The organism is Pseudotabrizicola sp. 4114 (assembly GCF_031457365.1).
Taxonomy (GTDB): domain Bacteria; phylum Pseudomonadota; class Alphaproteobacteria; order Rhodobacterales; family Rhodobacteraceae; genus Pseudotabrizicola.
In genome coordinates, this window is record NZ_JAVDWP010000001.1 from 568,507 (window position 1) to 594,780 (window position 26,274).

Genomic DNA, 26,274 nt, shown 5'->3' on the forward strand with positions numbered 1-26,274 from the left:
GCTTTATGGGTCAACATCTCCCACAGGAGTTCTAGGCGGAAACGTTGCAATGCGCCCTCCCGGGGGGAGGTCGGGCGCGGCCCGGGCCGCTTCGCGGCTGTTCCGGGCCAAGAGCTATTTGGCTAAGGATATTGTTTCAAAAGAAGAAAACAGAAGGCTCTAATGCAAAACGCGCGCCCCTTTCAGGGCGCGCGCTCAATCTCAAACTGTCAGCCGATCACGCCAGCGTCGGATCAATCGCCTTGCAGGCCTCGACCAGACCCTTCACGGCGTCGACCGATTTGTCGAACATCGCCTGTTCGTCCTTGTTCAGCGTGATGTTGACCACACGCTCCACGCCGCCGGCGCCGATCACGGTGGGGACGCCGACGTACATGCCGTTCAGGCCGAGGGCGCCGTCAACGTAAGCCGCGCAGGGCAGGAGGCGTTTCTGGTCTTTCAGGTAGGCTTCGGCCATCTCGATGGCGGAGGTCGCGGGCGCGTAGAAGGCGGAGCCGGTTTTCAAGAGGCCAACGATCTCGGCGCCGCCGTCGCGGGTGCGCTGCACGATGGCGTCAAGCTTGTCCTGCGTGGTCCAGCCCATTTGCACGAGGTCAGGCAGCGGCACGCCGCCGACGGTGGAGTAGCGGGTCAGCGGCACCATGGTGTCGCCGTGGCCGCCGAGCACAAAGGCGGTGACATCGCGCATCGAGACGTTGAATTCCACGCTCAGGAAGTGGCGGAAGCGGGCGCTGTCGAGCACGCCTGCCATGCCGACCACCTTGTTGTGCGGCAGGCCCGAGAATTCGCGCAACGCCCAGACCATCGCGTCAAGCGGGTTGGTGATGCAGATCACGAAGGCGTCGGGGGCGTGCTGCTTGATGCCCTCACCCACCGACTTCATCACCTTGAGGTTGATGCCCAGCAGATCGTCGCGCGACATGCCCGGCTTGCGCGGCACGCCTGCGGTGACGATGCAGACATCAGCCCCGGCGATGTCGGCGTAGGAGTTGGTGCCTTTCATTACGGCATCGAAGCCTTCGGACGGGCCCGATTGTGCGATGTCGAGGGCTTTGCCCTGCGGCGTGCCTTCGGCAATGTCGAACACGGTGATGTCGCCGAGTTCCTTGATCGCGGCGAGGTGGGCGAGCGTGCCGCCGATCTGGCCAGCGCCGATGAGGGCGATCTTGGGTCGTGCCATGGGTATTCTCCCGTCTGGTGGAATGAGTCGCGCCATGGGGTAGCCCCTTGTGACGAGTCTGGCAAGCGCTGCTTGGCGCGGTTTGTATGCGATTGTGTGCCGGGTGACTGGCGGGGCGGCGGTGTTTGCGCTAGCGGTGGCGCAAAGCGGAGGGGCGCGCGTGGAAGGTGTGGCATTCTGGGTGGCGGCGGTGGTGGCTGCCGCGCTGGTGGGCATGAGCAAGGGCGGTTTGCCTGCGGTCGGCATGCTGGGGGTGCCGGTGCTGGCGCTGGTGATCAACCCGGTGACGGCGGCGGGGCTGTTGCTGCCGGTTTATGTGCTGTCGGACCTGTTCGGGCTGTATGCCTACCGCCATGCCTTTGACCGCCGGGTGCTGGCGATTCTGGTGCCGGGCATGGTGGCCGGGGTGGTTGTGGGCTGGGCCACGGCGGCTTTGGTGCCGGGCTGGGCGGTTACGGCGCTGGTGGGGCTGATCGGGTTTGTGTTCGCGCTGAACCTGTTGGTGCGGCGCAAGGGGACGGTGGTGCCGCGCCCGGCGCGGGTCGGGCCGGGGCTGTTCTGGGGCGCGCTGACCGGGTTCACCAGTTTTGTGAGCCATGCCGGTGCGCCGCCTTATCAGGTCTATACCCTGCCCTTGGGGCTGACCAAGGTGGTGTTTGCCGGCACCTCGACCATCGCCTTTGCGATCCTGAATGCGGTGAAGCTGGTGCCGTACTGGCAACTGGGGCAGCTGAGCCCGGCCAATCTGTCGGTGGCGGTGGTGTTGATGCCGGTGGCGGCGGTGGCGGTGTTTGTGGGGGTAAAGCTGGTGAAGCTGCTGCCCGAGGCCGCGTTTTTCCGCTTTGTCACCTGGGCGCTCTTGGTGCTGTCGGTCAAGCTGATCTGGGACGGGATTTCCGGCGCGCTGGCGTGAGCGCATAAGAAAAGGGTGCCACGGGGGCACCCTTTTCCGGCCTTGAGGAAAGCCTTTTGAACATCGACCTTAAACGTCGTCGATGGTCTTCTTTACTGCGTCCTTGGTTTCGCCAACAGCTTTCTGGGCTTCGCCCTTGCGCTCTTGAACAAAGCCTTCGGCTTGCAGTTCCTTGTTGTCGGTTGCTTTGCCGACGGCCTGCTTCACGTTGCCCATGGCGTCGTTTGCAGTGCCTTTGATCTTGTCGCTTGTGCTGCTCATGGTTCATTCCCTCCATAAGGTGCAGTTGTATGGCAGACCAACGCAGCATCTGCAGGAAGGGTTCCGCGCTTTGCCGGGATTATTTCGGGGGGAGCCGTTTTTGTGGCGCAAGATTTTGTAGGCGTCAGATTTTGCGACCCCGCGCGGGCAACTCTTCGGTCACGGCCTCAAAGCTGTGGCCAGAGGCGACGAGGCACATCAGGCCATCGGGCAGGGTAACGGTGATGGTCCAGCTGCCGGAGGCGGGGGAGGCGAACACCTCGACCACGCCATTGTTGGCGGCGAGGCCCATGCTGCGGCGGGTTTCGCCATACCTTTCGGTGAGTTGGCCGAGGATCAGATCACGGCTGCCGCATTGCTGGGCGGAGTGGACGGTGGTGGCGGCAAGGATCAGCCCGGCAGCGCCGAGCGAGAAGGCGAGAAGCGTCTGGTTCATGGCGTGCCTTTCCGGTGTGTGTTGGGCGTCCCGAGACCAAAGCTGCGCCTTGAATACGTAGAATCGGTTAACCGGACGCCCGGCGCGGCGGCGGTCATGCTGCGATGCGGCAGATTTGCACTTGCGGTTTGTGACGGAATCGGGGTTTCTGGCGCAAGATTATTGCTTGAGGTCGAATCAATGGCTAAGCCCGCCCGCCCGTACCGATCAGTGCTCTATATCCCCGGCTCGAAGGAGCGGGCGCTGGAAAAGGCGCAAAGTCTGGCGGCCGATGCGATCATCTTTGATCTGGAGGACGCGGTGGCGCCCGAGGAAAAGGTCCGCGCGCGCGAGGTGTTGGCGCAGGCGCTGCATGCCGATTACGGGTCGCGGGCGCGGATCGTGCGGATCAACGGCTTTGATACCGCATGGGGCCGCGACGATGCGGCGGCCTTTGCCGATCATCCGGGGGTGGATGCAGTGCTGATCCCCAAGGTGAGCACGGTGGCCGATCTGGACGCGGTGGCGGCGCTGGTGCCGGGCAAGCCGCTGTGGGCGATGATGGAAACCGCGCTGGGCATGCTGAATGCCGGGGCGATTGCGGGCCATCCGGCGTTGCAGGGCATGGTGATGGGCACCAATGATCTGGCAAAGGAGCTGGGCGCGCGCAGCCGCGCCGACCGTCTGCCGATGCTGGCGGGGCTGGGGCTGTGCCTGCTGGCGGCCAAGGCGCATGACCGGGTGATCGTCGATGGCGTCTATAATGCGTTCAAGGATGACGAGGGTCTGCGCGCCGAATGTGTGCAGGGCCGTGACATGGGGTTTGACGGCAAAACCCTGATCCATCCGCTGCAACTGGAGATTGCCAACGCGGCCTTTGCCCCTGATGAGGCCGAGCTTGATCTGGCCCGCCGCCAGATCGCAGCCTTTGACGCGGCGCTGGCAGAGGGGCAGGCGGTGGCGGTGGTCGATGGCAAGATCGTGGAAAATCTGCACATCGTGACCGCCCGGGCGACCTTGGCGCGGGCCGAGGCGATTGCAGCGCTGGCGGTTTGAGGCCATGGTGCCGGCAGGCAACCAAAGGTGACCCATGACACTTCTTATCCTTGGCGTGGCGCTCTGGTGGGCCGCGCATTTCTTTAAACGTGTGGCCCCGGACGCGCGGGCCCGGATGGGCGAGGCGGGCAAAGGCGCGGTCTCGGTCGCCTTGGTGGTCAGCATCGGCATGATGTACTGGGGCTATGGTCAGGCGGATGGCCCGGTCTGGTGGGGGCGCAGCCCGGCGCTGGTCGGGATCAACAACCTGCTGATGGTGCTGGCGGTCTATTGCTATGCGGTGTCGGGCTCGAAAACCTGGCTGGCGCGCAAGGTGCGGCACCCGCAACTGACCGGATTCAAGCTGTGGGCGGTGGCGCATCTGCTGGTGAACGGTGATCTGCCGAGCTTTGTGCTGTTTGGCGGTTTGCTGGCCTGGGCCGTGGTCGAGGTCATCGTGATCAACCGCGCGCAGCGGGAGTGGGTGCCGCCGGCGCCGCGTCCGGTGGCCAAGGAGTTCGTGGCGATTGGCGCGACGATTGTGGTGACGCTGGTGGTGATGCTGATTCACAACTGGCTGGGCGTGCAGCCCTGGGGGTAAGGCGATGAAATTGTATCGGTTTCTGTCGGATGATGACACGTCGGCCTTTTGCCACAAGGTCACGGCGGCGCTGAACAAGGGCTGGGTGCTGCAGGGCGGGCCGGTCTATGCCTTTGACGCCGCGCGCGGCGTGATGCGCTGCGGGCAGGCGGTGGTGAAGGATGCGGCGGGCACCTATACGCCTGAGACAAAGCTGGGCGATCATTAGGCGGGTGCGTGCAAGCACGCCCATTGGCCGGAACTGGGAGACGGTGTGATGAAGACCAATCCGGGGCGTTTCTTTGAAGACTACCGGCTGGGTGAGGTGATTGCCCATGCGGTGCCGCGCACGCTGTCGGGCGGCGAGCGGGCGCTGTACCACGCGCTGTATCCGGCGCGGCATGCGCTCTGTTCGTCGGACCCGTTTGCGCAAAGCTGCGGGCTGCCTGCGTCGCCTCTGGATGATCTGGCGGCGTTTCATACGGTGTTTGGCAAGACCGTGCCCGACATCAGCCTGAACGCGATTGCCAATCTGGGCTATGCCGAGGGGCGGTGGCTGCTGCCGGTCTATCCGGGGGATACGCTGCGCGCGGAAAGCACGGTGATCGGGCTGAAGGAAAACTCCAGCGGGGCGTCGGGCGTGGTCTATGTGCGCACGCGCGGGTTCAATCAGGATGGTGCGCCGGTGCTGGAATATGTGCGCTGGGTGATGGTGAAAAAGGGGCGGCCGGATGCGCCCGCGCCCGCAGCCGTGGTGCCGCAGCTGGCAAGCGTGGTGGTGCCCGAGGCGCTGGTGATACCGGAGGGGCTGGATTTCACGCGGTACGATTTCGCGCTGGCGGGGGGGGAGCGGCATCGCTGGGGCGATTACACGGTGGGCGAGCAGATCGACCATGTGGACGGCGTGACGGTGGAAGAGGCCGAGCATATGCTGGCCACGCGCCTGTGGCAGAACACCGCCAAGGTGCATTTTGACGCGACCGTGCGCCCCGATGGCAAGCGGCTGATTTACGGCGGGCATATCATCAGTCTGGCGCGGGCGCTGTCGTTCAACGGGCTGGCCAACGCCCAGATGATCGTGGCGCTGAACGCGGGCGCGCATGCCAACCCGTGCTTTGCCGGAGATACGGTGCGGGCCTGGTCCGAGGTGCTGGACCGCGCGGAAACCCCGGCCCCCGGCGTGGGCGCGGTGCGGTTGCGGCTGGTGGCGACGCGCGGCGAGGCCTTTGCCCTGCGCGGGGCGGATGGCAGGTATCTGCCCGAGGTGCTGCTGGATCTGGACTACTGGGCCTTGATGCCGCTGTAAGAGGAAAAGATGCGGACAGGATTTGCGGGATCGGTTGTGGCGGGTGTTGTGGCTTTGGCCAACCCTGCGCTGGCGGAGGGTCTGTCGCCCGATGCCAAACGTTTTGTCGAAGGCAATCTGATCGGCACCTTCTATCATGAGATGGGTCACGCGCTGATCGATGTGTTGCAACTGCCCGTGCTGGGGCAGGAAGAGGACGCGGCCGATACGCTGGCGGTGGTGCTGATCCACGATCTGTGGGAGGCGGAGGACGCTGAATGGCTGGGCCGGGCGACGGCGGATTATTACTATTACACCGTGGATTGGTCGGGCGACGCGGCGGATGAGACAGAGTGGTGGGGCGTCCATGGGCCTGATGAGCAGCGCTATTACACGCACGTCTGCCTTTTCTACGGCACCGACCCTGAGAGGCTTGCCGAACTTGCGACCGAATATGAACTGCCCGAGGATCGCGCCGAAGGCTGCTCCGAGGAGTTCCGCCTGGCCGCCGAGTCCTGGGGGGCTTTTCTGGATGAGATCACGCTTGCCGAAGGCGATGCGCCCGCGCAAGGGCTGACGCTGGACGCGCGCAAGACCGCGCCCTATTACGCGCTTTTCGCCGAAGAGGTGCGCGTCTGGAACGAAACATTTGCGCTTCCCAGCCCGATCACGGTGCGGATTGAGGCCTGCGGCGAGGCAAATGCCTTTTACTATTCTGCCGACTCATCCATCACCATGTGCACCGAATATGTCGACTGGCTGATCTCGATCGCGAAGGAGGCGGATTTGTGATCACAGCCTGAAAATTCGTGATCACAAAGCCGGAAAATTTCAAGTGTTATCGCTAAAATGCTGCGCATGCACCATTGCGGCACGTGACAGGCCCAAAAAAAGCGCTATTCAGAGACATAACAATCGAAGCGCGCCCCGGGCCGGACCGTTCCGGGACAAGCCAGCGACGAAGGGAACCGAAATGGCGAACGTCAAACGGGGCAAACGGCCTCTTTCCCCGCATTTGCAGATTTATCGTCCGCAATTGACCTCGATCACCTCGATCCTGACGCGGATCACCGGCAATGCGCTGATCGTGGGCACGATGCTGGCGGTGTGGTGGCTGCTGGCGGCGGCGACCTCACCCGAGTATTTCGCGACGGCAGATGCGGTCGCGACCAGTTGGTTCGGCGATCTGGTGTTTACCGGCTCGCTCTGGGCGGTGTGGTATCACTACCTTGCCGGGCTGCGGCACCTGTATTTCGATGCGGGCAAGGGTCTGGACATTCCGACAGCGGAAAAGCTGGGCTGGGGTGTCATCATCGGCTCGGTCGTGCTGACCGTGATCACAATTCTTCTGGTTCAGTGAGGGGCAGGCAGATGCGGTATTTGACCGATCGTAAGCGGGCCGTTGGCAAAGGTGCATCCGGCACCGGGACGGAACATCACTGGGCGATGCAGGTGACTTCGGTGGGGCTGGCTTTACTGCTGCCCGCCTGGCTTTATATCTTTGGCTCGGCCCTTGGTGGCACGCAGGCGGAGGTGGTGGCGACATTCTCGCGCCCGTTCCCGGCGATCCTGACCGCGCTGCTGCTGGTGGTGGGGATGAAGCATTTCGCTGCCGGGGCCCAGATGATGATTGAAGATTACGCCCGTGGGGCGGCTCGGAAATGGGCGGTCATTCTGGTGACCTGTCTGGCCTGGGCGATTGCGGCGACGGGGCTGTTTGCCCTGGCGCGCATGGCGCTGTGAAGGAAAGAACATGACGGCTTATCCTTATGAAGTGCACGACTATGATGTGGTCGTGGTGGGTGCGGGCGGTGCGGGCTTGCGCGCCACGCTGGGCATGGCAGAGCAGGGGCTGCGCACCGCCTGTGTGACCAAGGTGTTCCCGACCCGCAGCCACACGGTTGCGGCGCAGGGTGGCATTGCTGCGTCGTTGGGCAACATGGGCCCCGACAGCTGGCAGTGGCACATGTACGACACCGTAAAGGGGTCGGACTGGCTGGGCGACACCGATGCGATGGAATACCTCGCGCGCGAGGCCCCCAAGGCGGTGTACGAGCTGGAGCATTACGGCGTGCCGTTTTCGCGCACCGAAGAGGGCAAGATCTATCAGCGCCCGTTCGGCGGCCACACGACTGAGTATGGCGAAGGCCCGCCGGTGCAGCGCACCTGTGCGGCGGCTGACCGGACCGGCCATGCGATCCTGCACACGCTCTATGGGCAGAGCCTCAAGAACAACGCCGAGTTCTACATCGAATATTTCGCGCTGGATCTGATCATCACCGATGGTCGTTGCACCGGCGTGGTGGCGTGGAAGCTGGATGACGGCACCATGCATGTGTTCAACGCCAAGATGGTGGTGCTGGCCACGGGCGGCTATGGCCGCGCCTATTTCTCGGCGACCTCTGCCCATACCTGCACCGGTGACGGCGGAGGCATGGTGGCGCGGGCGGGTCTGCCGCTGCAGGATATGGAGTTCGTGCAGTTCCACCCGACCGGCATCTATGGCTCCGGCTGTCTGATCACCGAAGGCGCGCGGGGCGAGGGCGGCTATCTGACCAACTCCGAAGGCGAGCGGTTCATGGAACGCTATGCGCCGCATTACAAGGATCTGGCGCCGCGCGATTACGTGTCGCGCTGCATGACGCTGGAGATTCGCGAAGGCCGGGGCGTGGGCGCGAATGGCGACCATATCAGCCTGCACCTGAACCATTTGCCGAAAGAAACGCTGGATCTGCGGCTGCCGGGGATTTCGGAAAGCGCGCGCATCTTTGCCGGTGTGGACCTGACCAAAGAACCGATCCCGGTGCTGCCGACCGTGCATTACAACATGGGCGGTATCCCGACCAACTATTGGGGTGAGGTGCTGAACCCCACCGCCGACGCGCCCGATGCGATTTTCCCCGGCCTGATGGCTGTGGGCGAGGCGGGCTGTGCATCGGTGCATGGTGCGAACCGGTTGGGGTCGAACTCTCTGATCGACCTTGTGGTGTTTGGCCGCGCTGCGGCCATCCGCGCCGGCAAGGTGGTGGACCCGGAGTCGGCGACACCTTCGACCAACGTGGCCGAGGTTGACCGTGCGCTGGCCCGCTTTGACGGCTTGCGCCATGCCTCGGGGGCGACCCCGACCGCCGATCTGCGGCTGGAGATGCAAAAGACCATGCAGGCCGATGCGGCGGTGTTCCGCACCGACAAGACCCTGGCCGAAGGCGAGCGCAAGATGACCGAAATCGCCGGACGTGTCGGCGATCTGAAGGTCACGGACCGGTCTCTGGTCTGGAACAGCGACCTGATGGAGACGCTGGAGCTGACCAACCTGATGCCGAACGCTTTGGCCACGATCTATGGGGCGCATGCCCGCACGGAAAGCCGGGGCGCGCACGCGCATGAGGATTACCCGACGCGCGATGATGCCAACTGGCGCAAACATTCGCTGGCCCATGTCGATGGCAACAAGGTCACGCTGAGCTATCGCGCTGTGCATGTCGATCCGCTGACCACCGAGGCCGAGGGCGGGATCAGCCTCAAGAAAATCGCCCCGGCAGAGCGGAAATTCTGATGCAGCATAGCCCGGCACATCGGCCCGTTTCCGCCGCCGCACGCGAATGTGCAGCGGTCGGGGCTGGTGTGGCCGGGGCCTTGCGTCATCCTGTGCGCCGGAGCGTGCAAAGGATGATGCAGATGCGTTGGATGGCTGTTTGTGGGGTGATGCTGTTGGCCGCTTGCGACCCGCAGCAGGTGGCCGATCAGGCCGGGCGGCGGATTGCCGCAACGGTGGTTCTGCCGGTGGTGCAACTGGATATGCCGACGCCTCTGGCGCGGCAGGCGACCGATTGTATCCTGCGCAATGCCACGGCGGCCGAGGTGCAGGCTTTGGCGCGGGATGTGGCGGTGGTGGCGGGGTCGTCGACCAAGGCCACGATCCGCGGCATTGCGCTGCGCCCCGAGACTTCGGCCTGTTTTGCCGCCAACGGCGTGCCGCAGGTGCGGCCATGATGCGGGCATCGGTGCTGGGCCTGCCGCTCTTGCTGCTGGCCTGTGGCCCGATCCCGGTGGCGCAGGCCGAGCGCGAGTGCTTTCAGCGCGCCCGTCTGGCGCAACAGCCGCGCGGCGAGATTGGCGTGGGCATGAGCTCGGATGGCCGGGCCCGGTCCCGTGTCAAGCTGGAGGTCAGTTCAGACTTTATCATGGGGCGTGACCCGTCGGCGGTCTACGACTCTTGCGTTGTTCAGAAATCCGGGCAGCCTCCCAGCCGCCCGCTCTATGCATTCCCGGAATGGAAGGGATAAACCATGGTCCAATTCACGCTTCCCAAGAACTCTACCATCCGCACCGGCAAGACCTGGCCGAAGCCGGAGGGCAAGAATGTACGCAAGTTCCAGATCTATCGCTGGAACCCGGATGACGGGAAAAACCCGCAGGTCGATACCTATTTCGTGGATATGGACACCTGCGGCCCGATGATTCTGGACGCGCTGATCAAGATCAAGAACGAGATCGACCCGACGCTGACCTTTCGCCGGTCGTGCCGCGAGGGGATCTGCGGGTCCTGCGCGATGAACATCGACGGGATCAACACCCTTGCCTGTATCTACGGGCTGGACGAGGTGAAGGGCGATGTGAAAATCTATCCTCTGCCGCATCTGCCCGTGGTCAAGGATCTGATCCCGGACCTCACGCATTTCTACGCCCAGCATGCCAGCATCATGCCCTGGCTGGAAACCAAGACCAACCGGCCCGCGAAAGAATGGCGGCAGTCGATTGATGACCGGGGCAAGCTGGATGGCTTGTATGAATGCGTGATGTGCGCCTGTTGCAGCACGTCCTGCCCGTCATACTGGTGGAATGGTGACAAGTATCTGGGGCCTGCCGCGTTGCTGCACGCGTACCGCTGGATCATCGACAGCCGCGATGAGGCGACCGGCCAGCGGCTGGACGAGCTGGAAGATCCGTTCAAGCTGTACCGCTGCCACACCATCATGAACTGCGCCAAGACCTGCCCCAAGGGGCTGAACCCGGCCAAGGCGATTGCCGAGATCAAGAAGATGATGGTCGAACGGGTGGTGTGACCCCTGTCGCACACTGATTTCAGGCCCCGGGTGATCCGGGGCCTTTTTCGTTGCGGCACTGGATATGCCGGGCGCTGTGGCCTAGGTTTGCCTGATGCGCCGCCCTGATCCGTGCGCAGGAAGGATCACCCTATGCCGCTCTTGCAACTGATCTATGCCTCGCGGCCCTTTGGCTTTGACGGGGCGACGCTGACTGCCATTCTGTTTGATGCCCGCCGCTGCAATACGCGCGATGACATCACCGGCGCGCTGATCTGCCGGGATGATCTGTTCCTGCAACTGCTGGAGGGGCCGGCGGCGGCGGTGGAGGCGGCCTATGCCCGCATTCGTGCCGATGACCGGCATATCGAGGTGCGCGAGTTGCTGCGGCGCGAGATTGGCGATGACGCCCGCCTGTTCGGGGCCTGGGCGATGAAGGATGATCCGGCGACCAGCCTGATCTGGTCGCGCGACGAGGTGGCGGCGGGCGTGCCGGAGCGGGCGGGCGAGGCGGCGGTGCTGGCGGTCTTTGCACGGCTGGCCGACGCGGGCTGACCATGCCGCTGTTGCTGCTTCTCCTGCTGCTGTCGGTGCTGATCTACATGTGGATCGCGCGGCGCAACAGCACGCTGACCCGCGCCTGCCGGTGGCGGCAGGAACGATCTGCCGGGCAATGGCGTTGTGCTTCGTGCGGGGCGGTTATGCCGGGCACGCAAGAGCCACGCGATTGCCTGCGGCCACAGGAATAGCCCAATGCCTCCCCGCTTTTGAGCAAGGTCCTGTGCGTGAGCGCAGGGTGTTGAGAGTGGCCGGAGGGGGCTTGGGCTGTTAGCTTCGCGGCCAGAACAGACGTAAGGGAATGGTATGGGACAGTTGGTTGACGGCGTCTGGCATGACGAATGGTATGACACCAAATCCACCGGCGGCGCGTTCGAGCGCAAGGAATCGCGCTTTCGCAACTGGGTGACGGCGGATGGCTCGCCCGGCCTCTCGGGCGAGGGCGGGTTCAGGTCGGAAAGCGGGCGCTATCACCTCTATGTCTCCTACGCCTGTCCCTGGGCGCATCGCACGCTGATCTTTCGGGCGCTGAAGGGGCTGACCGGGCATATCCCGATCTCGGTGGTGCATCCCGACATGCTGTCGGATGGCTGGACCTTTGCCACCGATTTTCCCGGCGCGACCGGGGACCGGCAGTTCGGCCTGCCGTTCCTGCGCGATGTCTATCTGCGCGATACGCCGGATATGTCAGGCCGGGTGACGGTGCCGGTGCTGTGGGATACGCAGACCGGCCGGATCGTCAGCAACGAGTCTGCCGAGATCATCCGCATGTTCAATTCTGCCTTTGACGGGATCACCGGCAATACCGATGACTACTGGCCCGAGGATTTGCGCGAAGGCATTGAACCGGTCAACGCCCGGATTTACGACACGGTGAACAACGGTGTGTACAAGGCCGGGTTTGCCACCACCCAAAGCGCCTATGATGAGGCGGTGCAGGCGCTGTTTGACTCGCTGGACTGGCTGGAGGCGCATCTGGGGGCGAACCGCTATCTGATGGGCGACCGGCTGACCGAGGCCGACTGGCGGCTGTTTCCGACGCTGATCCGGTTCGATCCGGTGTATCACCTGCATTTCAAATGCAACCGCCGCCGGATCATCGACTATCCGAACCTGTGGGGGTTCACGCGCGAGCTGTATCAATGGCCGGGCGTGTCAGACACGGTGCGGGTCGATCATTTCGTGCGGCATTATCACTACAGCCATGACACCATCAATCCGAACCGGATCATTCCCATCAATCCGGTGCTGGATTATGCTGCCCCACACGGGCGCGGCTGAGGCGCCCTGTTTGAGGGAGCCGTTGTGAAGCCTGATGTCCCCGCCCATGTGGCCCCCGAAGATGCTGCCGCGCGCCGCGCGGTGGCGCCGGTGATCTGCTATCCGGTGGAGGGGCTGCCCCCGCCCGACCTTGCGCCCTATCTCGCGGCCCGCGAGGGGTGGGAGCAGGTGGCCGAGGTCTTGGTGCCCGCGCGCGAGGCGCGATGCTTTGACGTGCCGGCGGGGCATTTCTTTCGCATCACGAGCGTCGAGGGGCCGCAGGTCGGCGATCTGAACCTGTGGAACGCGCAGGATCTGCACGAGCGCTTCTACAGCGGCAAAACCCGCGCGCTGCACGGCACGCATCTGAGCGCGGGGGACCGGATGTGGTCGAACCTGCCTTATCTGCGCGAGATGGCGCTGATCACGGCGGACACGCTGGACTGGTACGGCTTTGATGCCTTTGGCGGCGGGGTGCATGATGTGATCGGCACCCGCTGCGACCCCTATACGCACAACCTGCTGTCGGGTGGGCAGTATCATCACTGCTGCCATTCGAACCTGACGCGGGCGCTGGCGGCGCGGACCGGGCTGACAGCGGCAGAGGCGGAACTGCACGTGCATGACGTGCTGAACGTGTTCATGTGTACCGGCTTTACCCGCGAGACCGGGCAGTATTTCATGAAGGCCAGCCCGGTGCGGCCCGGCGATTTCATCGAGTTTCATGCGTCGATGGATCTTCTCGGCGCCTTGTCGGCCTGTCCCGGCGGGGATTGCTCAACCGTGCATTCGTCGGATCAGGCGGCGTGTTATCCGCTGCTGGTGCAGGTGTTCAGGCCACAGCGGGCGGTTCCGGGCTGGCAGGTCAGCCCGGCGAATGGCTATGACCGGAGCCACGGGCTGTAGCCGTCAAGGGCCTGTCTGCCCCCCGCGCTTCGCGCCCCCCCCGAGGATACTTTCGACAGAAAGCGGATCAGCTGTACCGCTCGACCGAGGCGGCCATCGCGTCACTGTAGCGGTCGCCATAGGCCCAGCCGATGGGGAGCGCGATTTCGATCCGTGCGAGGTCAGCGGCGGACAGGGTGATGTCCGGGGCCTGCGCCCAGGCGGAGAGGTGCGCCGCGCTGCGGGTGCCGGGGATCGGGATCAGGTGCTCGCCCAGATGCAGGCACCAGGCGAGGGCGAGGGCGGCAGGGGTGTGGCCCATGTCGGCGGCAAGCTGTTGGAAGGTCAGCAGCTTTTGTTTGTTCCGCGGCCAGTTCTCGGGTGAAAAGCGCGGAATCGTGGTGCGGAACGGGCCGATGTCGTGCAGGTCCGGGTCGATCATCGGATCGCCAAACGCCCCGCGCGCCAGCGGCGAGAACGGGACAAAGGCGACGCCCAGTTCGGCGCAGGTCTGGATCAGGCCCAGTTCGGGCTGGCGGGTCCAGAGGGAGTATTCGTTCTGCACCGCCGTCACCGGATGCACCGCATGGGCGCGGCGCAGGGTATAAGGCGCGACCTCGGACAGGCCATAGCCGCCGATCTTGCCCGCTTTGATCAGCGCCGCCATGGTTTCGGCCACCGCCTCGATCGGGCAGGCCGGGTCGTGGCGGTGCAGATAGAACAGGTCGATGCGGTCAACCCCCAGCCGTTTGAGCGAGCCGTCGAGTTCGGCGCGCAGATGGGCGGGATCGTTGTTGATGCCACGCGTGGCCCCGGGCACGATACCCGCCTTGGTGGCGATCACCGGGCGGTGCGGGCGGGTGGCAAGCCATTGGCCGATCACGGTTTCTGACACGCCGTTGCCATAGACATTGGCCACGTCAAGAAAGGTGATGCCATGGTCCCATGCTGCATCAAGGCAGGCGTGGGACTCGGGCGTGGTGGTCGGACCGAAGATGCCGCCAAAGGACAGGCAGCCCAGACCGAGGGCAGAGACGCGGGGGCCGTTGACCCCGAGGTGGCGGTATTTCATGGGCAATCCGGTCAGGGGGTCATGTAATGCAGCCCGGTGAACCGCGCGCGAAAGGCGCGGGTACGGGCGGCGACGGTTTCGGGCGCGTTGGAGCGCAGGCCTTCGGCGATCAGCGCGGCCAGCGCCGGGGCATCGGCAGGGGTGACGCCCCGGCGCACCAGTTCTGGCGTGCCGATGCGCAAGCCGTTCATATCGCCGGGAACCTCGGGAATCGGCAGGCCGATCCCACAGGCGAGGAACCCTGCCTTGCGCAGGGTTTTGGATGCGGCTTGCCCGCCGCCAAAGCCTGCAGCCTCGATGGCGAACTGGTGGGTCTGGGTCGCGCCGCGACCGGTGGCAAAGACCGGCAGGCCGAGGGCGCCCAACTCGCGGGCGAGGGCTTGCGCAAGCGCAACCATCGCCTGCGCATAGGCCGCGCCATGGTCGCGCCAGTCCAGCAGGGTGATGGCGAGTGCGGCGGATTTGGCGGCGTCAAAGTTCGCGGTCAGGCCGGGAAAAGCGATCTGGTCGAGCCGTTCGGCAATGGCGGCGTCATTGGTGACGATCAGCCCGCCCGCCGGGCCGCCGAGGGATTTATAGGTGCTCATCGTCATCAGATGCGCGCCCTGATGCAGCGGATTGCCCCAGGTGCCCCCGGCGATGATGCCGCATTGATGGGCGGCATCGAACAGGACTTTCGCGCCGACCTCATCGGCAATCTCCCGGATCTCGGCCACCGGGTGCGGGAACAGGTTCAGGCTGCCGCCGATGGTAATCAGCTTCGGGCGCGTTTGCAGGGCAAGGTCGCGAAGTCCGGGCAAATCAATGGTATAGCCATCGGAGTTGACCGGGGCAGGATGGGTGGTCAACCCGTAAAGCCCCGCGCATCCGGCGGCATGATGGGTGACATGGCCGCCGATCGCGCCGGGCGGGGCGATGATGGTGTCGCCGGGTTTGGTCAGCGCCATGAAGCCGTAAAGATTGGCCAGCGCCCCCGAGCCGACGCGGATTTCGGCGTAGTTTGCGCCGAAAACTTCGGCGGCGAGTTCGGCGGCAATGACCTCGATCTCTTCAATCGCCTCCAGCCCCATTTCATATTTATCCCCCGGATATCCGAGGCTTGGCCGGGAGCCGAGGCCGCGCGACAGGGCGGCTTCGGCGCGGGGGTTCATGATGTTGGTGGCGGGATTGAGGTTGAAGCAGTCCTGATCATGGACCTGCAGGTTCTGCGCGATCAGCGCCTCGATACGGGCGCTGACCTGCGCCGAGGGCGCGGTGGCGCGGGTGGCGAGCGTCTGGACATGGGCTTCGGTCGGAACCCAGGGGCGGGGGGCGAGGTGGGGCATCGGCTATCCTTTGGCAAAGGCGGCGTGCAGGGCCATGTCGATCATCGCGGCAAAGCCGGTTTCCCGGTCGGGCGCGGGCAGGGCCGCGCCGGTCAGGATGTGGTCTGACACGGTAAGGATCGACAGCGCCCGGCGCTGGTAGCGGGCGGCGAGGGTGTAAAGCTCGGCGGTTTCCATCTCGACTGCGAGGCAGCCATGGCGTTGCAGCTGATCGGTCAGGTCGGAGCGTTCGTCGTAGAACGTGTCAGAGGTGAAGATGCCGCCGACATGCACCGGCGCGCTGGCGGCGGCATAAGCCTTTGACAGCAGGCCGAAATCGGCGACCGGGGCAAAGCGCAGCTCGCGGAAGATGCTGGTGGAGGGCGAGCCGATGCTGGAGGCCGCTTGCGCCAGCACCACATCGCGCAGGGCGATCTGCGGCTGCAAGGCCCCGCAGGAACCCACCCGGATCAGGGTTTGCGCGCCATAGTCGCGGATCAGCTCGTTGGCATAGATCGACATCGACGGCATGCCCATGCCGGTGCCGTGGATGGTGACGGGGTTGCCGCGCCAGGTGCCGGTATAGGCCAGCATGCCCCGGGTTTCCGACACCAGACGGGGGCTGTCCAGAAAGCGCGTGGCCGCCCAGCGGGCGCGGTAGGGGTCGCCCGGAAGCAGGCAGGTTCCGGCAATCTCGCCCGGCTTGGCCCCGATGTGAAAGGTCATGTCGCCCCCTCGTGGCTGTCTCTGGGGAAGTTGTGCTTGGTTCGGTGGAGGAGGGCAAGCGCGATCGGGGGATGGCGGGCCGTTGCCGCCCGGGGTGTCGCCGCGAGGGGGGGAGGTGATTTTCCGGGCAGGGGGCGGGGAGGTTTGCGGAGCGGCGGTAAGGCGCTGATGTTGCAAGGAATTTTTGGTATGATTTGAGTCTGATCCGTGGCCGGTTTGCGTATGGTTTACGTCATGACATCTGTGCGGGATTTTTGTGCCCATGGCTTTGGTGCTGAGGGCGCAGGTGCTGATGGGGCGCCGCCCCCCACCCCAGCCCTCCCCACAAGGGGGAGGGCGGCACTTGGGGCAGGTCGCCGTCTTTTCCCCCAGAGGCCACCGCATGGTGCGGTGTCTCCCTCCCCCTTGTGGGGAGGGCCGGGGTGGGGGGTCGTTGGGGCAGGTCGCCGTCTGCTTCCGTCAGAGACCACCGCGTGATGCAGGTGTCTCCCTCCCCCTTGTGGGGAGGGCTGGGGTGGGGGGCGTTGGGGCAGGTTGCCGGGGTTGCCAGACAAAGGCCGCCGCGTGGTGCAGCGGCCTCCCCCTCCATGGGACGGGGGTCTGGTGACCCTCAGCTGCCGACGGAGCGGGCGGCGGCGGAGCCGCCGAAGCCGCCCCGGCTGGCGACGGCGGCGCGGCTCATCGGGGGCTGGCCTGCGGTGGTCGGGCCTTTGGCAAAGGCCGTGGTGCCCATCTTGCCGGTAGAGTTCAGCCGCGACAGCTGGGTGCCGCCGTTGGGCGTGGCAAAGCCGCCACCGGCCTTTGGCACCACCGGCTGCGCCATGGCGCGGCCGCCGCCAAGGGCCTGACCGATCAGATAACCCGCGAGCAGCGGCATGAAGATGCTGCCGCCGCCGCCGCCGGTGGCGGCTGCGGGATCGCCGCCGCAGGCGCCGGCGCCGTGTTCCTGTTCGCACAACTCCTGGCTTTCATAGCGCGGGGCGGTCTCAGAATGCACCGCCTGTGCCTCGGCAAAGGTTGTGGTGCAATCCTCGCGGGTGAACCAGCCGTTCTGCGCCGCTGCTGCCATGCAGCTTTCGACATCGGGAAAGGCCGCCGCGTCGGTCTGTTCTTCCTGCTGACAGGCGGCAAGTCCGAAGGCGGCTGCCCCCAGAATCCCCAGCGATACCGCGCGTGATCTTTTCATGGCTTTACCCTTCAATGAAATGCGGTTTGAACCGCGACAGGTCTTGCGTGATCAGGGCGCGGTCTTCGCGCAGGCCCATGCCGACGCAGGTTTCCCCCACCACCCAGGCCCCGATCACCGGGCGCATGCCGCCCATGACCGGCAGCGGCTGATAGGCCTGCACGATCATCGGGTGGCGGTCATACTCGCGGTTGGTCGCGCGCTCCAGCACCCGGCCCTGCGCGGTGATGGTGACCGACGCCCCCTCGCGCGAGAAGATGGGTTTGGTCACGTGCCCCCCCAGCATCAGATGGGCTGCATCGGCCAGACCCTTGGTGTCATCGGCAAAGAATGATGGCAACAGGTTGGGATGGCCGGGAAACAGCTGCCAGAGCACCGGCAGGATCGCCTTGTTCGACAGCAGCGCCTTCCACGGCGGTTCGATGAACCGGCATTGCGCCGATGCCAGATGCGCCGAGAATTCGTCGGCGAACAGGTCTTCCCACGGGTAGAGCTTGAACAGCGTGCCGATCACCCGGTCCTCAGAGTCGGTGAACTGACCCTCTTCGCTGATGCCGATCTTTTCCAGATCGGTGTAATGCGCGCCCATCCCGGCCTCACGTGCGGCCCAGGCCATGGTTTCGACCGTGGCGTAATCCTCGGGCGCGCCCGCCATGGCGGCGAAATGCAGGTCGGTGTCGGGCGGAAAGATCTCGGCAAACCGCTCCACCAGCGCTTCATGCAGGCGGTTGAACTGGTCGGAGCCTTCGGGCAGCACGCGGGCGGCCAGCTGATCTTCATACCACAGCCACTGAAAGCTGGCGGATTCATAAAGCGATGTCGGTGTATCGGCGTTGTATTCCAAGAGCTTGGCCGGGCCCTTGCCATCATAGGCCAGATCGAAGCGGCCATAGACCTCGGGCTCGCCCGCCTCCCAGCTGTCCTTGATGAAATCCCAGCGCAGGCGGGGCAGGCCCATGCGGTCCATCAGCGATTCATCGGCCAGAACGGTGCCGACCGCTTCGCGGCACATGGCATGGAGTTCGGTGCAGGGATCCTCGATCCGGCCCTCGACCTCGTCCAGCGTGAAGCTGTAGGCCGAGGTTTCGTCCCAATAGGGCTCGCCGTGCATGTCGGCAAAGGTAAAGCCAAGCTCTGCCGCCTTTGCGCGCCAGTCGGGGCGTTCGGGCAATGGGATACGGTCCAAATCTCTCTCCTGTGGTCGCCATTGATATGGCGGCGCGATAGCCTCAGGGCAACCTGTGCTCATGCAACCGTGTCGATATGTCCGGTCAGAATGTCTTGAAGGTCATCGTGGTCAGGGTGCGGCTGATGCCGGGAATGTCGAACAGGGCGGCGTTGAGGAACTGGCCCACGTCCTGTTCATCGGGGATGTAGACCTTGGCCATCAGATCATATTCGCCGCTGGTCGAATACATTTCTGACACCACCTCGCGGTCCCAGATGGCACTGGCCACCTCATAGGTCTTGCCGGGGGTGCAGCGGAACTGAACGAATACGCAGCGCATGGGGGTCTCCTGTCCTGTGACGCAGCCTAGCCTGTGGCGGGCGCGTGGAAAAGGGTCAGCCTTCGGTTTGTGTGCTCAGGGTGAGGGGGACGCTGGCGGGTTTGAGGTCATCCACCACCAGCGGCCCCTTGGGGAGGGCAAGCCGCGCGCGCACCACCCAGAACAGCCGCTTTTCCGCGCGGGTGATGGCGACATAGGCGAGGCGTTTCCACAGTGGCAACCCGGCTTCGGACCGCCCGGCTTGGGCTGCGGCAAAGAGATCGGGGGCGAAGACCTGCACGTTTTCCCATTGCGAGCCTTGCGCCTTGTGGATCGTGACTGCCGCGCCATGCAGAAACGCCGCCCCCATGGTGGCGGCCGAGGCGATGAAGGGTTCATCCTCATCCGGGCGTTCGATCTTGATGATGCTGGCGGCAGAGACTTGCGGATCTTCGGCGCCGACCACATGGATCTTGGCAAAACCGGGCTTGTTGCCGGGGCCGAGGTAGATCACCTGCGCGCCCTTGATCAGGCCCCGCGCCTCGAGATCGATGCGCTTTTTGCGGTGCTTGAGCGGCAGCTCGATCCCGTCGCAGATCAGCGGCTCGCCGGGCAACAGCGCGTCATCGGGCGCGCCATGCGCCGCGCGGAACGCGGTGATCAGCCGGATGCGGGTGGCATTGCGCCAGACCAAGGCAGGGGAGCGCGCCATCATGTCGGCATCGACCCGTTCGGCCCAAACCACGCGCTCGTCGCGTTTGGACGCGTCTTCGACCATGCGCTCGAACTGATCGAACCCGATGCTGTCATCGGCCAGCGCATGCGCCAGATCGAGGATCGGGTTGTCCTGCGCCTGCCGGTGGATGCGGCTGAGCATCAGTTTCTTGGACTCCCCAAGCCGGTCAAACACCATGCTGCCCGACTGCCCGACCGGGGCCAGCTGGGCGGGGTCGCCGAACAGCACCAGCGTCGGGAAAATCTCGCGCAGGTCGTCAAACTGCCGCTCGTCCAGCATCGAGGATTCGTCGATGAAGCCGACATCCAGCGGCTCTTCGCGCCGTTTCCAGCCTTGGATAAAGTCGGACCCCCGCAAGCCAGCCGCCGCCAAGGCCCCTGGAATCGAGGCCACTTGTTGATAAAAGGCAAAAGCCCGGTCCAGCGCCAGATCGGGCAGATCGTCGATCACCGGGCGGTTGCCGACGCCGGTCAGCCATTCCGCGATCTTTTCATATTGCGGGTCATAGACCGGGGTATAGAGAATGCGGTGGATGGTGGTGGCCGGAACCCCGCGCATCCGCAGGACTGAAGCCGCCTTGTTGGTGGGGGCCAGCACCGCCAGCGTGCGCCGTTCCTTGCGCCGCTTGCCCTCGTAATCGCCCGACACGATCTCGACCCCGGCGTCGATCATCGCGCGGGTCAGCTGCGCCAGCAGCATGGTCTTGCCCGACCCGGCCTTGCCCATCACCGCCAGCACGGTGGATTTGCCCTCACCCGGCGGGGTCAGCCCGCCATGGTCCAGATCAATCCCCGCCGCCAGCAGATCAGCGGCCACACGGTCATGCGCCTCGGCCTGATCGTCGGAAAGGGTCAGTTGGGCCAAGGCTGACTTGGCGGCGCGTGCGGTCATGCTCATGCGCGCGACCATAAGGCCAAGGCCCGGCCTGCACCAGACGCAACACGCCCGCGCCTCAGTTCTGCCGCCCGGTTTCGGGGTGCGCTCTGGGCAGACCGGATTGCATCTCGGCCCGCGCCACACGCAAGGCATCATCGACCTGAGCCGCGGTCGCGGTCAGCCCGTTTTGCAGGGCATATGACCGAAGATCTTCCAGCACATCGAAAATCCAGTCGTGGTGCATCATATCATCCGCAGAAATCCGGTCCGCTCGCCGACCCGCCACTGTCTGCTGCCCAGTATAGGCGCTTCGCCCGGCCGGGTATCACCACAAATGATCCGGCCATGAGAATACCGCCGCAAGCAAGCGCTTCCGGCGGTATGTATCGCGGTCTTTGGCGGTCTCAGCCCCGGCGGCTCGCTTCCAGCGTGTCGTCAAAGGTGCGCAGCCCGGTGGTGGGCGCCTGCACCAGCACCGCCATATTGCCGGGCTTGTGCTGGTTGCGCAGCATCTTGGTATGGGCCTTGGGGATATCGGCCCAGGGGAACACTTCCGACATGCAGGGGTCCAGCCGCCGTTCCACCATCAGCTTGTTGGCCGCCGCCGCCTGTTTCAGATGGGCAAAGTGGCTGCCCTGCAAACGCTTCTGGTGCATCCACATGTAGCGCACGTCAAAGGTGCAGTTGAACCCGGAGGTCCCGGCACAGATCACCACCATGCCGCCCTTTTTGCACACCAGACAGCTGACCGGAAAGGTCGCCTCGCCCGGGTGTTCGAACACCATATCGACGTTCACGCCCTTGCCGGTGATGTCCCAGATCGCCTTGCCGAACTTGCGGGCTTCAGTGAACCAGGTGGCATATTCTGGGCTGCCGACTTTTGGCAGCTGGCCCCAGCATTTGAAATCATTGCGGTTTATCACGCCCTTGGCGCCCATCGACATCACGAAGTCACGCTTGCTCTCGTCGCTGATGACGCCGATCGCATTGGCCCCCGCCGTGTTGATCAGCTGGATCGCGTAAGAGCCAAGGCCGCCCGATGCGCCCCAGACCAGCACGTTCTGTCCCGGTTTCAGATCATGCGGTTCGTGGCCGAACAGCATCCGGTAGGCGGTGGCAAGGGTCAGGGTATAGCAGGCCGATTCCTCCCAGGTCAGGTGCTTGGGGCGCGGCATCAGCTGCTGCGCCTGCACGCGGGTGAACTGGGCAAATGACCCATCCGGCGTCTCGTAGCCCCAGATCCGCTGCGTGGGCGAAAACATCGGGTCGCCACCGTTGCATTCTTCGTCATCGCCATCGTCCTGATTGCAGTGGATCACCACCTCATCGCCGACTTTCCAGCGCTTGACCTTGTCACCCACCGCCCAGACGATGCCCGAGGCATCCGATCCGGCAATGTGATAGGGCTGCTTGTGGCCGTCAAACGGGCTGATCGGCTGGCCGAGGCCCGCCCAGACGCCGTTGTAATTCACCCCCGCCGCCATCACCAGTACCAGCACCTCGTTGCTGTCGATGGCCCAGGTGTCCACCACCTCTTGCAGCATCGCGACTTCGGGCTCGCCGTGCCGCTCACGCCGGATCGCCCAAGAATACATCTGTTTGGGCACATGACCAAGCGGCGGCATCTCGCCGATCTCGTACAGGTCTTTGATCGGCGCCTCATAGGCGGCGATGGCGGGTTGGGTATCCAGAGCCATGGGGGCCTCCATCCTGATGTCATCCATGCCGCGCTGCAGAATCGGCGCGGGATGTGCCAAGGAATATGAACCATCGCGCAACATTACAATAGCTCAGAGGTCTGTTTTGTAATTTTATGTCCGCCGCGTCGCAGAAAGATCGGGCTCCACTGCCGGTTCGCCCAGCCGCTGCCGCACTGACGCCGCGTAAAACGCCAGCAAATCGCCCATTCCGGGCTGGATCGTGCCCGACTCGTCCAGAATGCCGCGACTGCACAGGGCGGCCCGTCCCTCGGCCTCGGCCTGCGCCAGCCCGCCGGAGGGCAGGCGCAGCACAGCCTCCACCGCCTCCAGCCGCGCCACCAGCTCGGGCACCGGCACCGCCATCGCGATTGAGGCCGCCACCAGCGGCGCGGGCAGCACCGGCACCACCCGCTCGACCTCGGCCATCAGCCGCAGGCCCAGAGCCTCCAGATCACCACCCGCCGCCTGATGCGCGCTGAGGGAAAGCGGTGTGCCAAAGCCTGCAGCCGCCGTGCCGAACAGATAGCGGTTGCCACCCGCCCGCTTCAGAGCGATGCGCAAGGCCTCCCACAGCACCCGGACAATCGGCGCGCGGAACCGCCGCCCGCCGATCCGCGCGGCCCGCACCAGCAGCGCATCCTCCAGCACCCGGTCATAGGCCAGCCCCACCGGCACAAAGACCACATCGCGCGCGCCTTTGCCGATCGCGGCCGGATCGAACCCGGCCCAGATATAGGACAACAGCCCCATCCGCGCGGCCCCCACCCGCCCGGCCAGGCTGAGCCCACCTTCGGGAAACACCGCCTGCGTGGTGCCTTCGGCGGTGGCCATCTGCACATAGCGCGCCAGCACCCGGCGATAGAGCGCGTTGTGGCTGCCGCGCCGGATGAAATAGGCCCCCATCGCCCGGATCAGGCGGCTCAGCGGCCAGACCCGCGCCCATTCGCCCACGGCATAGGAAATCGCGGCCCGCCCCGACACCAGCCAGGTGACCAGCACGTAATCCATATTGCTGCGATGGTTCATCACAAAGATCACCGTGGCGCGCGGATCAATGGCGCGCGCGGCTTCAGACACCACCCCGACCCGCACCCGGAAAAATACCGCCGACAGCGCCCGCGCCGCGCGGGTGGCAAAGCCGAAATAGAACAGTGCCGAAAACCCCGGCACGATCTCGCGCGCATAGACCCGCGCTTCTTCCAGCGCCACTTCGCCGGGCACGCCGGTTGCGGCGGCATGTTCGGCCACCGCCTCCAGCACGGCGGGGTCATACAAGAGCCGCACCACCATGTCCTGCCGCCGCATCAGCTTGAACGGCTCAACCTTGCGCTCCAGCCGGGCGTTCACCTTTGCCAGCAGCCGCTCCAGCCGACGGCGGAAAAACCAGCGCACGCCCGGCCCGATGACCCGGTCCAGCGCCGCCACACCCGGCAGCGCAAACAGCACCACCACCAGCCATACAGGGATCTCGACGGTTTGAAACATGTGCCAACCCTAGCCAAAGCCAGCGCCCGCGCAAATGAATTGCACCTTTTCCAAATACTCCGGGGGGGCGCGAAGCGCGGGGGGCAGCGCCCCCCTCCACGCCTGCCTCCCGCGATGCCGCAATGCAGCGAATTGACAACGCCAGAATATTTCCCCTATCTGGCATCAAGCGAAACAATATTGCGCGCCAATGAGTCGCGTGATGGAGGCCACATGACCGCCCAGACCAAAAAAGACGCCCCCTGGCTGTTCCGCACCTATGCCGGACATTCCACCGCCACAGCTTCGAACGCGCTCTATCGCAACAACCTGTCCAAGGGGCAGACCGGGTTGTCAGTCGCCTTCGATCTGCCGACGCAGACCGGCTACGATTCCGATCACGAGCTGGCAAAGGGCGAGGTGGGCAAGGTCGGTGTGCCGGTCGCGCATCTGGGCGACATGCGGGCGCTTTTTGATGCGATCCCGCTGGAGCAGATGAACACCTCGATGACGATCAACGCGACCGCGCCCTGGCTGCTGGCGCTGTATATCGCTGTGGCCGAAGAGCAGGGGGCGGATGTGGCCGCGCTCAACGGCACGGTGCAGAACGATCTGATCAAGGAATACCTGTCGCGCGGCACCTATATCTGCCCGCCGAAACCCAGCCTGCGCATGATCACCGACGTGGCCGCCTATACCCAGCAGTATCTGCCGAAGTGGAACCCGATGAACGTCTGCTCTTACCACCTGCAGGAGGCGGGGGCGACGCCGGAGCAGGAGCTGGCCTTTGCGCTGGCCACGGCCTGTGCGGTGCTGGATGATCTGAAGACCAAGGTTCCGGCCGCAGACTTTCCCAATATGGTGGGCCGCATCAGCTTTTTCGTCAATGCGGGCATCCGGTTCGTGACCGAGCTGTGCAAGATGCGCGCCTTTGTCGATCTGTGGGACGAGATCACCGAACACCGCTATGGCATCACCGATGCGAAATACCGCCGGTTCCGCTATGGGGTGCAGGTCAATTCGCTGGGCCTGACCGAGCCGCAGCCTGAAAACAACGTCTACCGCATCCTGCTCGAGATGCTGGCGGTGACGCTGTCGAAAAACGCCCGCGCGCGGGCGGTGCAATTGCCGGCATGGAACGAGGCGCTGGGGCTGCCGCGGCCCTGGGATCAGCAATGGTCGCTGCGGATGCAGCAGATCCTGGCCTATGAGACCGACCTGCTGGAATATGACGATCTGTTCGACGGCAATCCGGCGATTGACCGCAAGGTGCAGGCGCTGAAGGAAGGTGCGCGCGCTGAACTGGCGCAGATTGATGCCATGGGCGGGGCGGTGGCCGCGATTGACTACATGAAGGGGCGGCTGGTCGAGGCCAATGCCGACCGCATTGCCCGGATTGAATCACAGGAGACCACGGTGGTCGGCGTCAACCGCTTTACCAGCACCGAGCCGTCGCCGCTGACCACCGGCGATGGCAGCATAATGGCCTCGGACCCCGAGGCCGAGGCGGATCAGATCGCCCGGCTGCACAGCTGGCGCAAGGCGCGCGATCCGGGCGCGGTGACGACCGCGCTGGCCGCACTGGCGCAGGCCTGTGCGGATGGCAGCAATGTGATGCCCGCCTCCATCGCCTGTGCCAGGGCCGGTGTCACCACCGGCGAATGGGGCGCGGTGGTGCGCCGGGCCTTTGGCGAATACCGCGCGCCCACCGGCGTCAGCCGCAACCCGTCGAACAGGACCGAAGGGCTGGAGCCGATCCGCGAGGCGGTGGCCACGCTGTCGTCAAAGCTGGGGCGGCCGCTGAAGTTTCTGGTCGGCAAGCCGGGGCTGGACGGGCATTCGAACGGGGCCGAACAGATTGCCGCCCGCGCCCGCGACTGCGGGATGGAGATCCATTATGAGGGCATCCGGCTGACCCCGGCAGAGATTGTCGCCGCCGCTCAGGATCAGGCGGCGCATGTGGTCGGGCTGTCGATCTTGTCGGGCAGTCATATCCCGCTGATCACCGAAACGCTGGAGCGGATGCGCGCGGCGGGGCTGTCGCATATCCCGCTGGTGGTGGGCGGCATCATCCCCGAGGCCGATGCGGCGCGCTTGCGCGCGCTGGGCGTGGCGGCGGTCTATACGCCCAAGGATTTCGAGCTGAACCGGATCATGCTGGATATTGTCGGGCTGGTCGACGCCGCGCCGATGGCCGCCGAATAGCGGCGCGGCCCCCCCCCACCCCAGCCGTCGGGGCAGTGCCCCGACCCCACGAGGGGGGAGGGAGGCGCTTTGATCTGATGCGGGGGTGTCCGGGGCTGATG

30 protein-coding genes are annotated in these 26,274 nt (G+C 65.0%); 17 read left to right on the plus strand and 13 right to left on the minus strand.

Annotated features, from left to right (window positions below; genetic code table 11):
* Window positions 1-217: 217 nt before the first annotated feature.
* Window positions 218-1,180 carry a malate dehydrogenase gene (gene mdh, locus J2X53_RS02835; protein WP_349035949.1) on the minus strand — a complete coding sequence of 321 codons (963 nt, stop codon included), beginning with the start codon at window positions 1,178-1,180 and terminating at the stop codon, window positions 218-220.
* Between the two features lie 160 nt (window positions 1,181-1,340).
* Between mdh and J2X53_RS02840 the strand changes: the two genes are divergently transcribed.
* Window positions 1,341-2,093, plus strand: coding sequence for a sulfite exporter TauE/SafE family protein (locus tag J2X53_RS02840; protein WP_349036291.1), 753 nt, complete (start codon window positions 1,341-1,343; stop codon window positions 2,091-2,093).
* Window positions 2,094-2,162: 69 nt separating this feature from the next.
* Here the strand turns inward: J2X53_RS02840 and J2X53_RS02845 are convergent, their stop codons facing one another.
* Together J2X53_RS02845 and J2X53_RS02850 are read right to left on the minus strand one after the other, a co-directional pair.
* Window positions 2,163-2,354, minus strand: coding sequence for a CsbD family protein (locus J2X53_RS02845; RefSeq protein WP_349035950.1), 192 nt, complete (start codon window positions 2,352-2,354; stop codon window positions 2,163-2,165).
* A 124-nt stretch (window positions 2,355-2,478) separates the two neighbouring features.
* The gene (locus tag J2X53_RS02850; protein ID WP_349035951.1) at window positions 2,479-2,790 is read right to left on the minus strand and encodes a hypothetical protein; all 312 of its coding nucleotides are present in this window, start codon (window positions 2,788-2,790) and stop codon (window positions 2,479-2,481) included.
* A 180-nt stretch (window positions 2,791-2,970) separates the two neighbouring features.
* Here J2X53_RS02850 and J2X53_RS02855 point away from each other — a divergent pair, with 180 nt between their 5' ends.
* The 15 genes from J2X53_RS02855 (at window position 2,971) to J2X53_RS02925 (ending at window position 13,438) form a co-directional block, all read left to right on the plus strand.
* On the plus strand, window positions 2,971-3,825 hold the full coding sequence (locus J2X53_RS02855; protein WP_349035952.1) for a CoA ester lyase: 855 nt from the start codon (window positions 2,971-2,973) through the stop codon (window positions 3,823-3,825).
* Window positions 3,826-3,859: 34 nt separating this feature from the next.
* Window positions 3,860-4,405 carry an NnrU family protein gene (locus J2X53_RS02860; protein WP_349035953.1) on the plus strand — a complete coding sequence of 182 codons (546 nt, stop codon included), beginning with the start codon at window positions 3,860-3,862 and terminating at the stop codon, window positions 4,403-4,405.
* Window positions 4,406-4,409: 4 nt separating this feature from the next.
* Window positions 4,410-4,613 (plus strand): DUF1737 domain-containing protein, encoded by a 204-nt coding sequence (locus J2X53_RS02865; protein ID WP_349035954.1) that lies wholly within the window; start codon window positions 4,410-4,412, stop codon window positions 4,611-4,613.
* A gap of 48 nt (window positions 4,614-4,661) precedes the next feature.
* The gene (locus J2X53_RS02870; protein WP_349035955.1) at window positions 4,662-5,690 is read left to right on the plus strand and encodes a MaoC family dehydratase; all 1,029 of its coding nucleotides are present in this window, start codon (window positions 4,662-4,664) and stop codon (window positions 5,688-5,690) included.
* 9 nt (window positions 5,691-5,699) lie between these two features.
* Complete coding sequence (locus J2X53_RS02875; RefSeq protein WP_349035956.1) at window positions 5,700-6,461, plus strand: DUF4344 domain-containing metallopeptidase; 762 nt, start codon at window positions 5,700-5,702, stop codon at window positions 6,459-6,461.
* Window positions 6,462-6,642: 181 nt separating this feature from the next.
* Complete coding sequence (gene sdhC / locus J2X53_RS02880; protein ID WP_349035957.1) at window positions 6,643-7,029, plus strand: succinate dehydrogenase, cytochrome b556 subunit; 387 nt, start codon at window positions 6,643-6,645, stop codon at window positions 7,027-7,029.
* A gap of 11 nt (window positions 7,030-7,040) precedes the next feature.
* A complete protein-coding gene (gene sdhD / locus J2X53_RS02885) occupies window positions 7,041-7,412 on the plus strand; it encodes a succinate dehydrogenase, hydrophobic membrane anchor protein (protein ID WP_349035958.1) in 372 nt (123 codons plus the stop codon).
* Window positions 7,413-7,422: 10 nt separating this feature from the next.
* Window positions 7,423-9,225 carry a succinate dehydrogenase flavoprotein subunit gene (gene sdhA / locus J2X53_RS02890; protein WP_349035959.1) on the plus strand — a complete coding sequence of 601 codons (1,803 nt, stop codon included), beginning with the start codon at window positions 7,423-7,425 and terminating at the stop codon, window positions 9,223-9,225.
* Between the two features lie 122 nt (window positions 9,226-9,347).
* Entirely contained in the window at window positions 9,348-9,662 is a 315-nt protein-coding gene (locus J2X53_RS02895; protein ID WP_349035960.1) for a hypothetical protein, read from the plus strand.
* Entirely contained in the window at window positions 9,659-9,955 is a 297-nt protein-coding gene (locus J2X53_RS02900) for a hypothetical protein (RefSeq protein ID WP_349035961.1), read from the plus strand. The genes J2X53_RS02895 and J2X53_RS02900 overlap by 4 nt, the downstream gene beginning before the upstream one ends.
* Before the next feature lie 3 nt (window positions 9,956-9,958).
* A complete protein-coding gene (locus J2X53_RS02905; RefSeq protein ID WP_349035962.1) occupies window positions 9,959-10,735 on the plus strand; it encodes a succinate dehydrogenase iron-sulfur subunit in 777 nt (258 codons plus the stop codon).
* A 132-nt stretch (window positions 10,736-10,867) separates the two neighbouring features.
* Window positions 10,868-11,269 carry a BLUF domain-containing protein gene (locus J2X53_RS02910; protein WP_349035963.1) on the plus strand — a complete coding sequence of 134 codons (402 nt, stop codon included), beginning with the start codon at window positions 10,868-10,870 and terminating at the stop codon, window positions 11,267-11,269.
* Window positions 11,270-11,271: 2 nt separating this feature from the next.
* Window positions 11,272-11,463, plus strand: a complete 192-nt coding sequence (locus J2X53_RS02915; protein WP_349035964.1) for a hypothetical protein — start codon at window positions 11,272-11,274, stop codon at window positions 11,461-11,463.
* A 115-nt stretch (window positions 11,464-11,578) separates the two neighbouring features.
* Window positions 11,579-12,553: a glutathione S-transferase family protein gene (locus J2X53_RS02920; RefSeq protein ID WP_349035965.1), complete on the plus strand. Its 975-nt coding sequence runs from the start codon at window positions 11,579-11,581 to the stop codon at window positions 12,551-12,553.
* 24 nt (window positions 12,554-12,577) lie between these two features.
* Complete coding sequence (locus tag J2X53_RS02925) at window positions 12,578-13,438, plus strand: DUF1989 domain-containing protein (RefSeq protein WP_349035966.1); 861 nt, start codon at window positions 12,578-12,580, stop codon at window positions 13,436-13,438.
* Between the two features lie 67 nt (window positions 13,439-13,505).
* On the opposite strand, the gene J2X53_RS02930 is transcribed toward J2X53_RS02925, so the two are convergent.
* The 10 genes from J2X53_RS02930 to J2X53_RS02975 all read right to left on the minus strand — a co-directional run bounded on the left by J2X53_RS02930 (window position 13,506) and on the right by J2X53_RS02975 (window position 23,989).
* Window positions 13,506-14,489 (minus strand): aldo/keto reductase, encoded by a 984-nt coding sequence (locus J2X53_RS02930; protein ID WP_349035967.1) that lies wholly within the window; start codon window positions 14,487-14,489, stop codon window positions 13,506-13,508.
* Window positions 14,490-14,500: 11 nt separating this feature from the next.
* Entirely contained in the window at window positions 14,501-15,814 is a 1,314-nt protein-coding gene (locus tag J2X53_RS02935; protein WP_349035968.1) for an aminotransferase class I/II-fold pyridoxal phosphate-dependent enzyme, read from the minus strand.
* A gap of 3 nt (window positions 15,815-15,817) precedes the next feature.
* Complete coding sequence (gene deoD, locus J2X53_RS02940) at window positions 15,818-16,519, minus strand: purine-nucleoside phosphorylase (RefSeq protein ID WP_349035969.1); 702 nt, start codon at window positions 16,517-16,519, stop codon at window positions 15,818-15,820.
* 610 nt (window positions 16,520-17,129) lie between these two features.
* Entirely contained in the window at window positions 17,130-17,705 is a 576-nt protein-coding gene (locus tag J2X53_RS02945) for a DUF1190 domain-containing protein (protein WP_349035970.1), read from the minus strand.
* Between the two features lie 4 nt (window positions 17,706-17,709).
* A complete protein-coding gene (locus J2X53_RS02950) occupies window positions 17,710-18,891 on the minus strand; it encodes a glutathionylspermidine synthase family protein (RefSeq protein WP_349035971.1) in 1,182 nt (393 codons plus the stop codon).
* Window positions 18,892-18,976: 85 nt separating this feature from the next.
* Window positions 18,977-19,213, minus strand: coding sequence for an Lrp/AsnC ligand binding domain-containing protein (locus J2X53_RS02955; RefSeq protein WP_118153250.1), 237 nt, complete (start codon window positions 19,211-19,213; stop codon window positions 18,977-18,979).
* 55 nt (window positions 19,214-19,268) lie between these two features.
* Window positions 19,269-20,825, minus strand: coding sequence for an AAA family ATPase (locus J2X53_RS02960; RefSeq protein ID WP_349035972.1), 1,557 nt, complete (start codon window positions 20,823-20,825; stop codon window positions 19,269-19,271).
* A gap of 55 nt (window positions 20,826-20,880) precedes the next feature.
* Window positions 20,881-21,048 carry a hypothetical protein gene (locus J2X53_RS02965; RefSeq protein ID WP_349035973.1) on the minus strand — a complete coding sequence of 56 codons (168 nt, stop codon included), beginning with the start codon at window positions 21,046-21,048 and terminating at the stop codon, window positions 20,881-20,883.
* 160 nt (window positions 21,049-21,208) lie between these two features.
* On the minus strand, window positions 21,209-22,501 hold the full coding sequence (gene ccrA, locus J2X53_RS02970) for a crotonyl-CoA carboxylase/reductase (protein WP_349036292.1): 1,293 nt from the start codon (window positions 22,499-22,501) through the stop codon (window positions 21,209-21,211).
* 114 nt (window positions 22,502-22,615) lie between these two features.
* Window positions 22,616-23,989, minus strand: coding sequence for a 1-acyl-sn-glycerol-3-phosphate acyltransferase (locus tag J2X53_RS02975; protein ID WP_349035974.1), 1,374 nt, complete (start codon window positions 23,987-23,989; stop codon window positions 22,616-22,618).
* 213 nt (window positions 23,990-24,202) lie between these two features.
* Between J2X53_RS02975 and J2X53_RS02980 the strand changes: the two genes are divergently transcribed.
* Window positions 24,203-26,173, plus strand: coding sequence for a protein meaA (locus tag J2X53_RS02980; RefSeq protein ID WP_349035975.1), 1,971 nt, complete (start codon window positions 24,203-24,205; stop codon window positions 26,171-26,173).
* The last annotated feature ends 101 nt before the right edge of the window (window positions 26,174-26,274 follow it).

Excerpts from the sequence above, each read along its gene's own strand:
- mdh (WP_349035949.1), bottom strand. The coding sequence starts at position 1,180 with ATGGCACGACCCAAGATCGCCCTCATCGGCGCTGGCCAGATCGGCGGC.
- J2X53_RS02845 (WP_349035950.1), bottom strand. The coding sequence starts at position 2,354 with ATGAGCAGCACAAGCGACAAGATCAAAGGCACTGCAAACGACGCCATG.
- J2X53_RS02850 (WP_349035951.1), bottom strand. The coding sequence starts at position 2,790 with ATGAACCAGACGCTTCTCGCCTTCTCGCTCGGCGCTGCCGGGCTGATC.
- J2X53_RS02855 (WP_349035952.1), top strand. The coding sequence starts at position 2,971 with ATGGCTAAGCCCGCCCGCCCGTACCGATCAGTGCTCTATATCCCCGGC.
- J2X53_RS02860 (WP_349035953.1), top strand. The coding sequence starts at position 3,860 with ATGACACTTCTTATCCTTGGCGTGGCGCTCTGGTGGGCCGCGCATTTC.
- J2X53_RS02865 (WP_349035954.1), top strand. The coding sequence starts at position 4,410 with ATGAAATTGTATCGGTTTCTGTCGGATGATGACACGTCGGCCTTTTGC.
- J2X53_RS02870 (WP_349035955.1), top strand. The coding sequence starts at position 4,662 with ATGAAGACCAATCCGGGGCGTTTCTTTGAAGACTACCGGCTGGGTGAG.
- J2X53_RS02875 (WP_349035956.1), top strand. The coding sequence starts at position 5,700 with ATGCGGACAGGATTTGCGGGATCGGTTGTGGCGGGTGTTGTGGCTTTG.
- sdhC (WP_349035957.1), top strand. The coding sequence starts at position 6,643 with ATGGCGAACGTCAAACGGGGCAAACGGCCTCTTTCCCCGCATTTGCAG.
- sdhD (WP_349035958.1), top strand. The coding sequence starts at position 7,041 with ATGCGGTATTTGACCGATCGTAAGCGGGCCGTTGGCAAAGGTGCATCC.
- sdhA (WP_349035959.1), top strand. The coding sequence starts at position 7,423 with ATGACGGCTTATCCTTATGAAGTGCACGACTATGATGTGGTCGTGGTG.
- J2X53_RS02895 (WP_349035960.1), top strand. The coding sequence starts at position 9,348 with ATGCGTTGGATGGCTGTTTGTGGGGTGATGCTGTTGGCCGCTTGCGAC.
- J2X53_RS02900 (WP_349035961.1), top strand. The coding sequence starts at position 9,659 with ATGATGCGGGCATCGGTGCTGGGCCTGCCGCTCTTGCTGCTGGCCTGT.
- J2X53_RS02905 (WP_349035962.1), top strand. The coding sequence starts at position 9,959 with ATGGTCCAATTCACGCTTCCCAAGAACTCTACCATCCGCACCGGCAAG.
- J2X53_RS02910 (WP_349035963.1), top strand. The coding sequence starts at position 10,868 with ATGCCGCTCTTGCAACTGATCTATGCCTCGCGGCCCTTTGGCTTTGAC.
- J2X53_RS02915 (WP_349035964.1), top strand. The coding sequence starts at position 11,272 with ATGCCGCTGTTGCTGCTTCTCCTGCTGCTGTCGGTGCTGATCTACATG.
- J2X53_RS02920 (WP_349035965.1), top strand. The coding sequence starts at position 11,579 with ATGGGACAGTTGGTTGACGGCGTCTGGCATGACGAATGGTATGACACC.
- J2X53_RS02930 (WP_349035967.1), bottom strand. The coding sequence starts at position 14,489 with ATGAAATACCGCCACCTCGGGGTCAACGGCCCCCGCGTCTCTGCCCTC.
- J2X53_RS02935 (WP_349035968.1), bottom strand. The coding sequence starts at position 15,814 with ATGCCCCACCTCGCCCCCCGCCCCTGGGTTCCGACCGAAGCCCATGTC.
- deoD (WP_349035969.1), bottom strand. The coding sequence starts at position 16,519 with ATGACCTTTCACATCGGGGCCAAGCCGGGCGAGATTGCCGGAACCTGC.
- J2X53_RS02945 (WP_349035970.1), bottom strand. The coding sequence starts at position 17,705 with ATGAAAAGATCACGCGCGGTATCGCTGGGGATTCTGGGGGCAGCCGCC.
- J2X53_RS02955 (WP_118153250.1), bottom strand. The coding sequence starts at position 19,213 with ATGCGCTGCGTATTCGTTCAGTTCCGCTGCACCCCCGGCAAGACCTAT.
- J2X53_RS02960 (WP_349035972.1), bottom strand. The coding sequence starts at position 20,825 with ATGAGCATGACCGCACGCGCCGCCAAGTCAGCCTTGGCCCAACTGACC.
- J2X53_RS02965 (WP_349035973.1), bottom strand. The coding sequence starts at position 21,048 with ATGCACCACGACTGGATTTTCGATGTGCTGGAAGATCTTCGGTCATAT.
- ccrA (WP_349036292.1), bottom strand. The coding sequence starts at position 22,501 with ATGGCTCTGGATACCCAACCCGCCATCGCCGCCTATGAGGCGCCGATC.
- J2X53_RS02975 (WP_349035974.1), bottom strand. The coding sequence starts at position 23,989 with ATGTTTCAAACCGTCGAGATCCCTGTATGGCTGGTGGTGGTGCTGTTT.
- J2X53_RS02980 (WP_349035975.1), top strand. The coding sequence starts at position 24,203 with ATGACCGCCCAGACCAAAAAAGACGCCCCCTGGCTGTTCCGCACCTAT.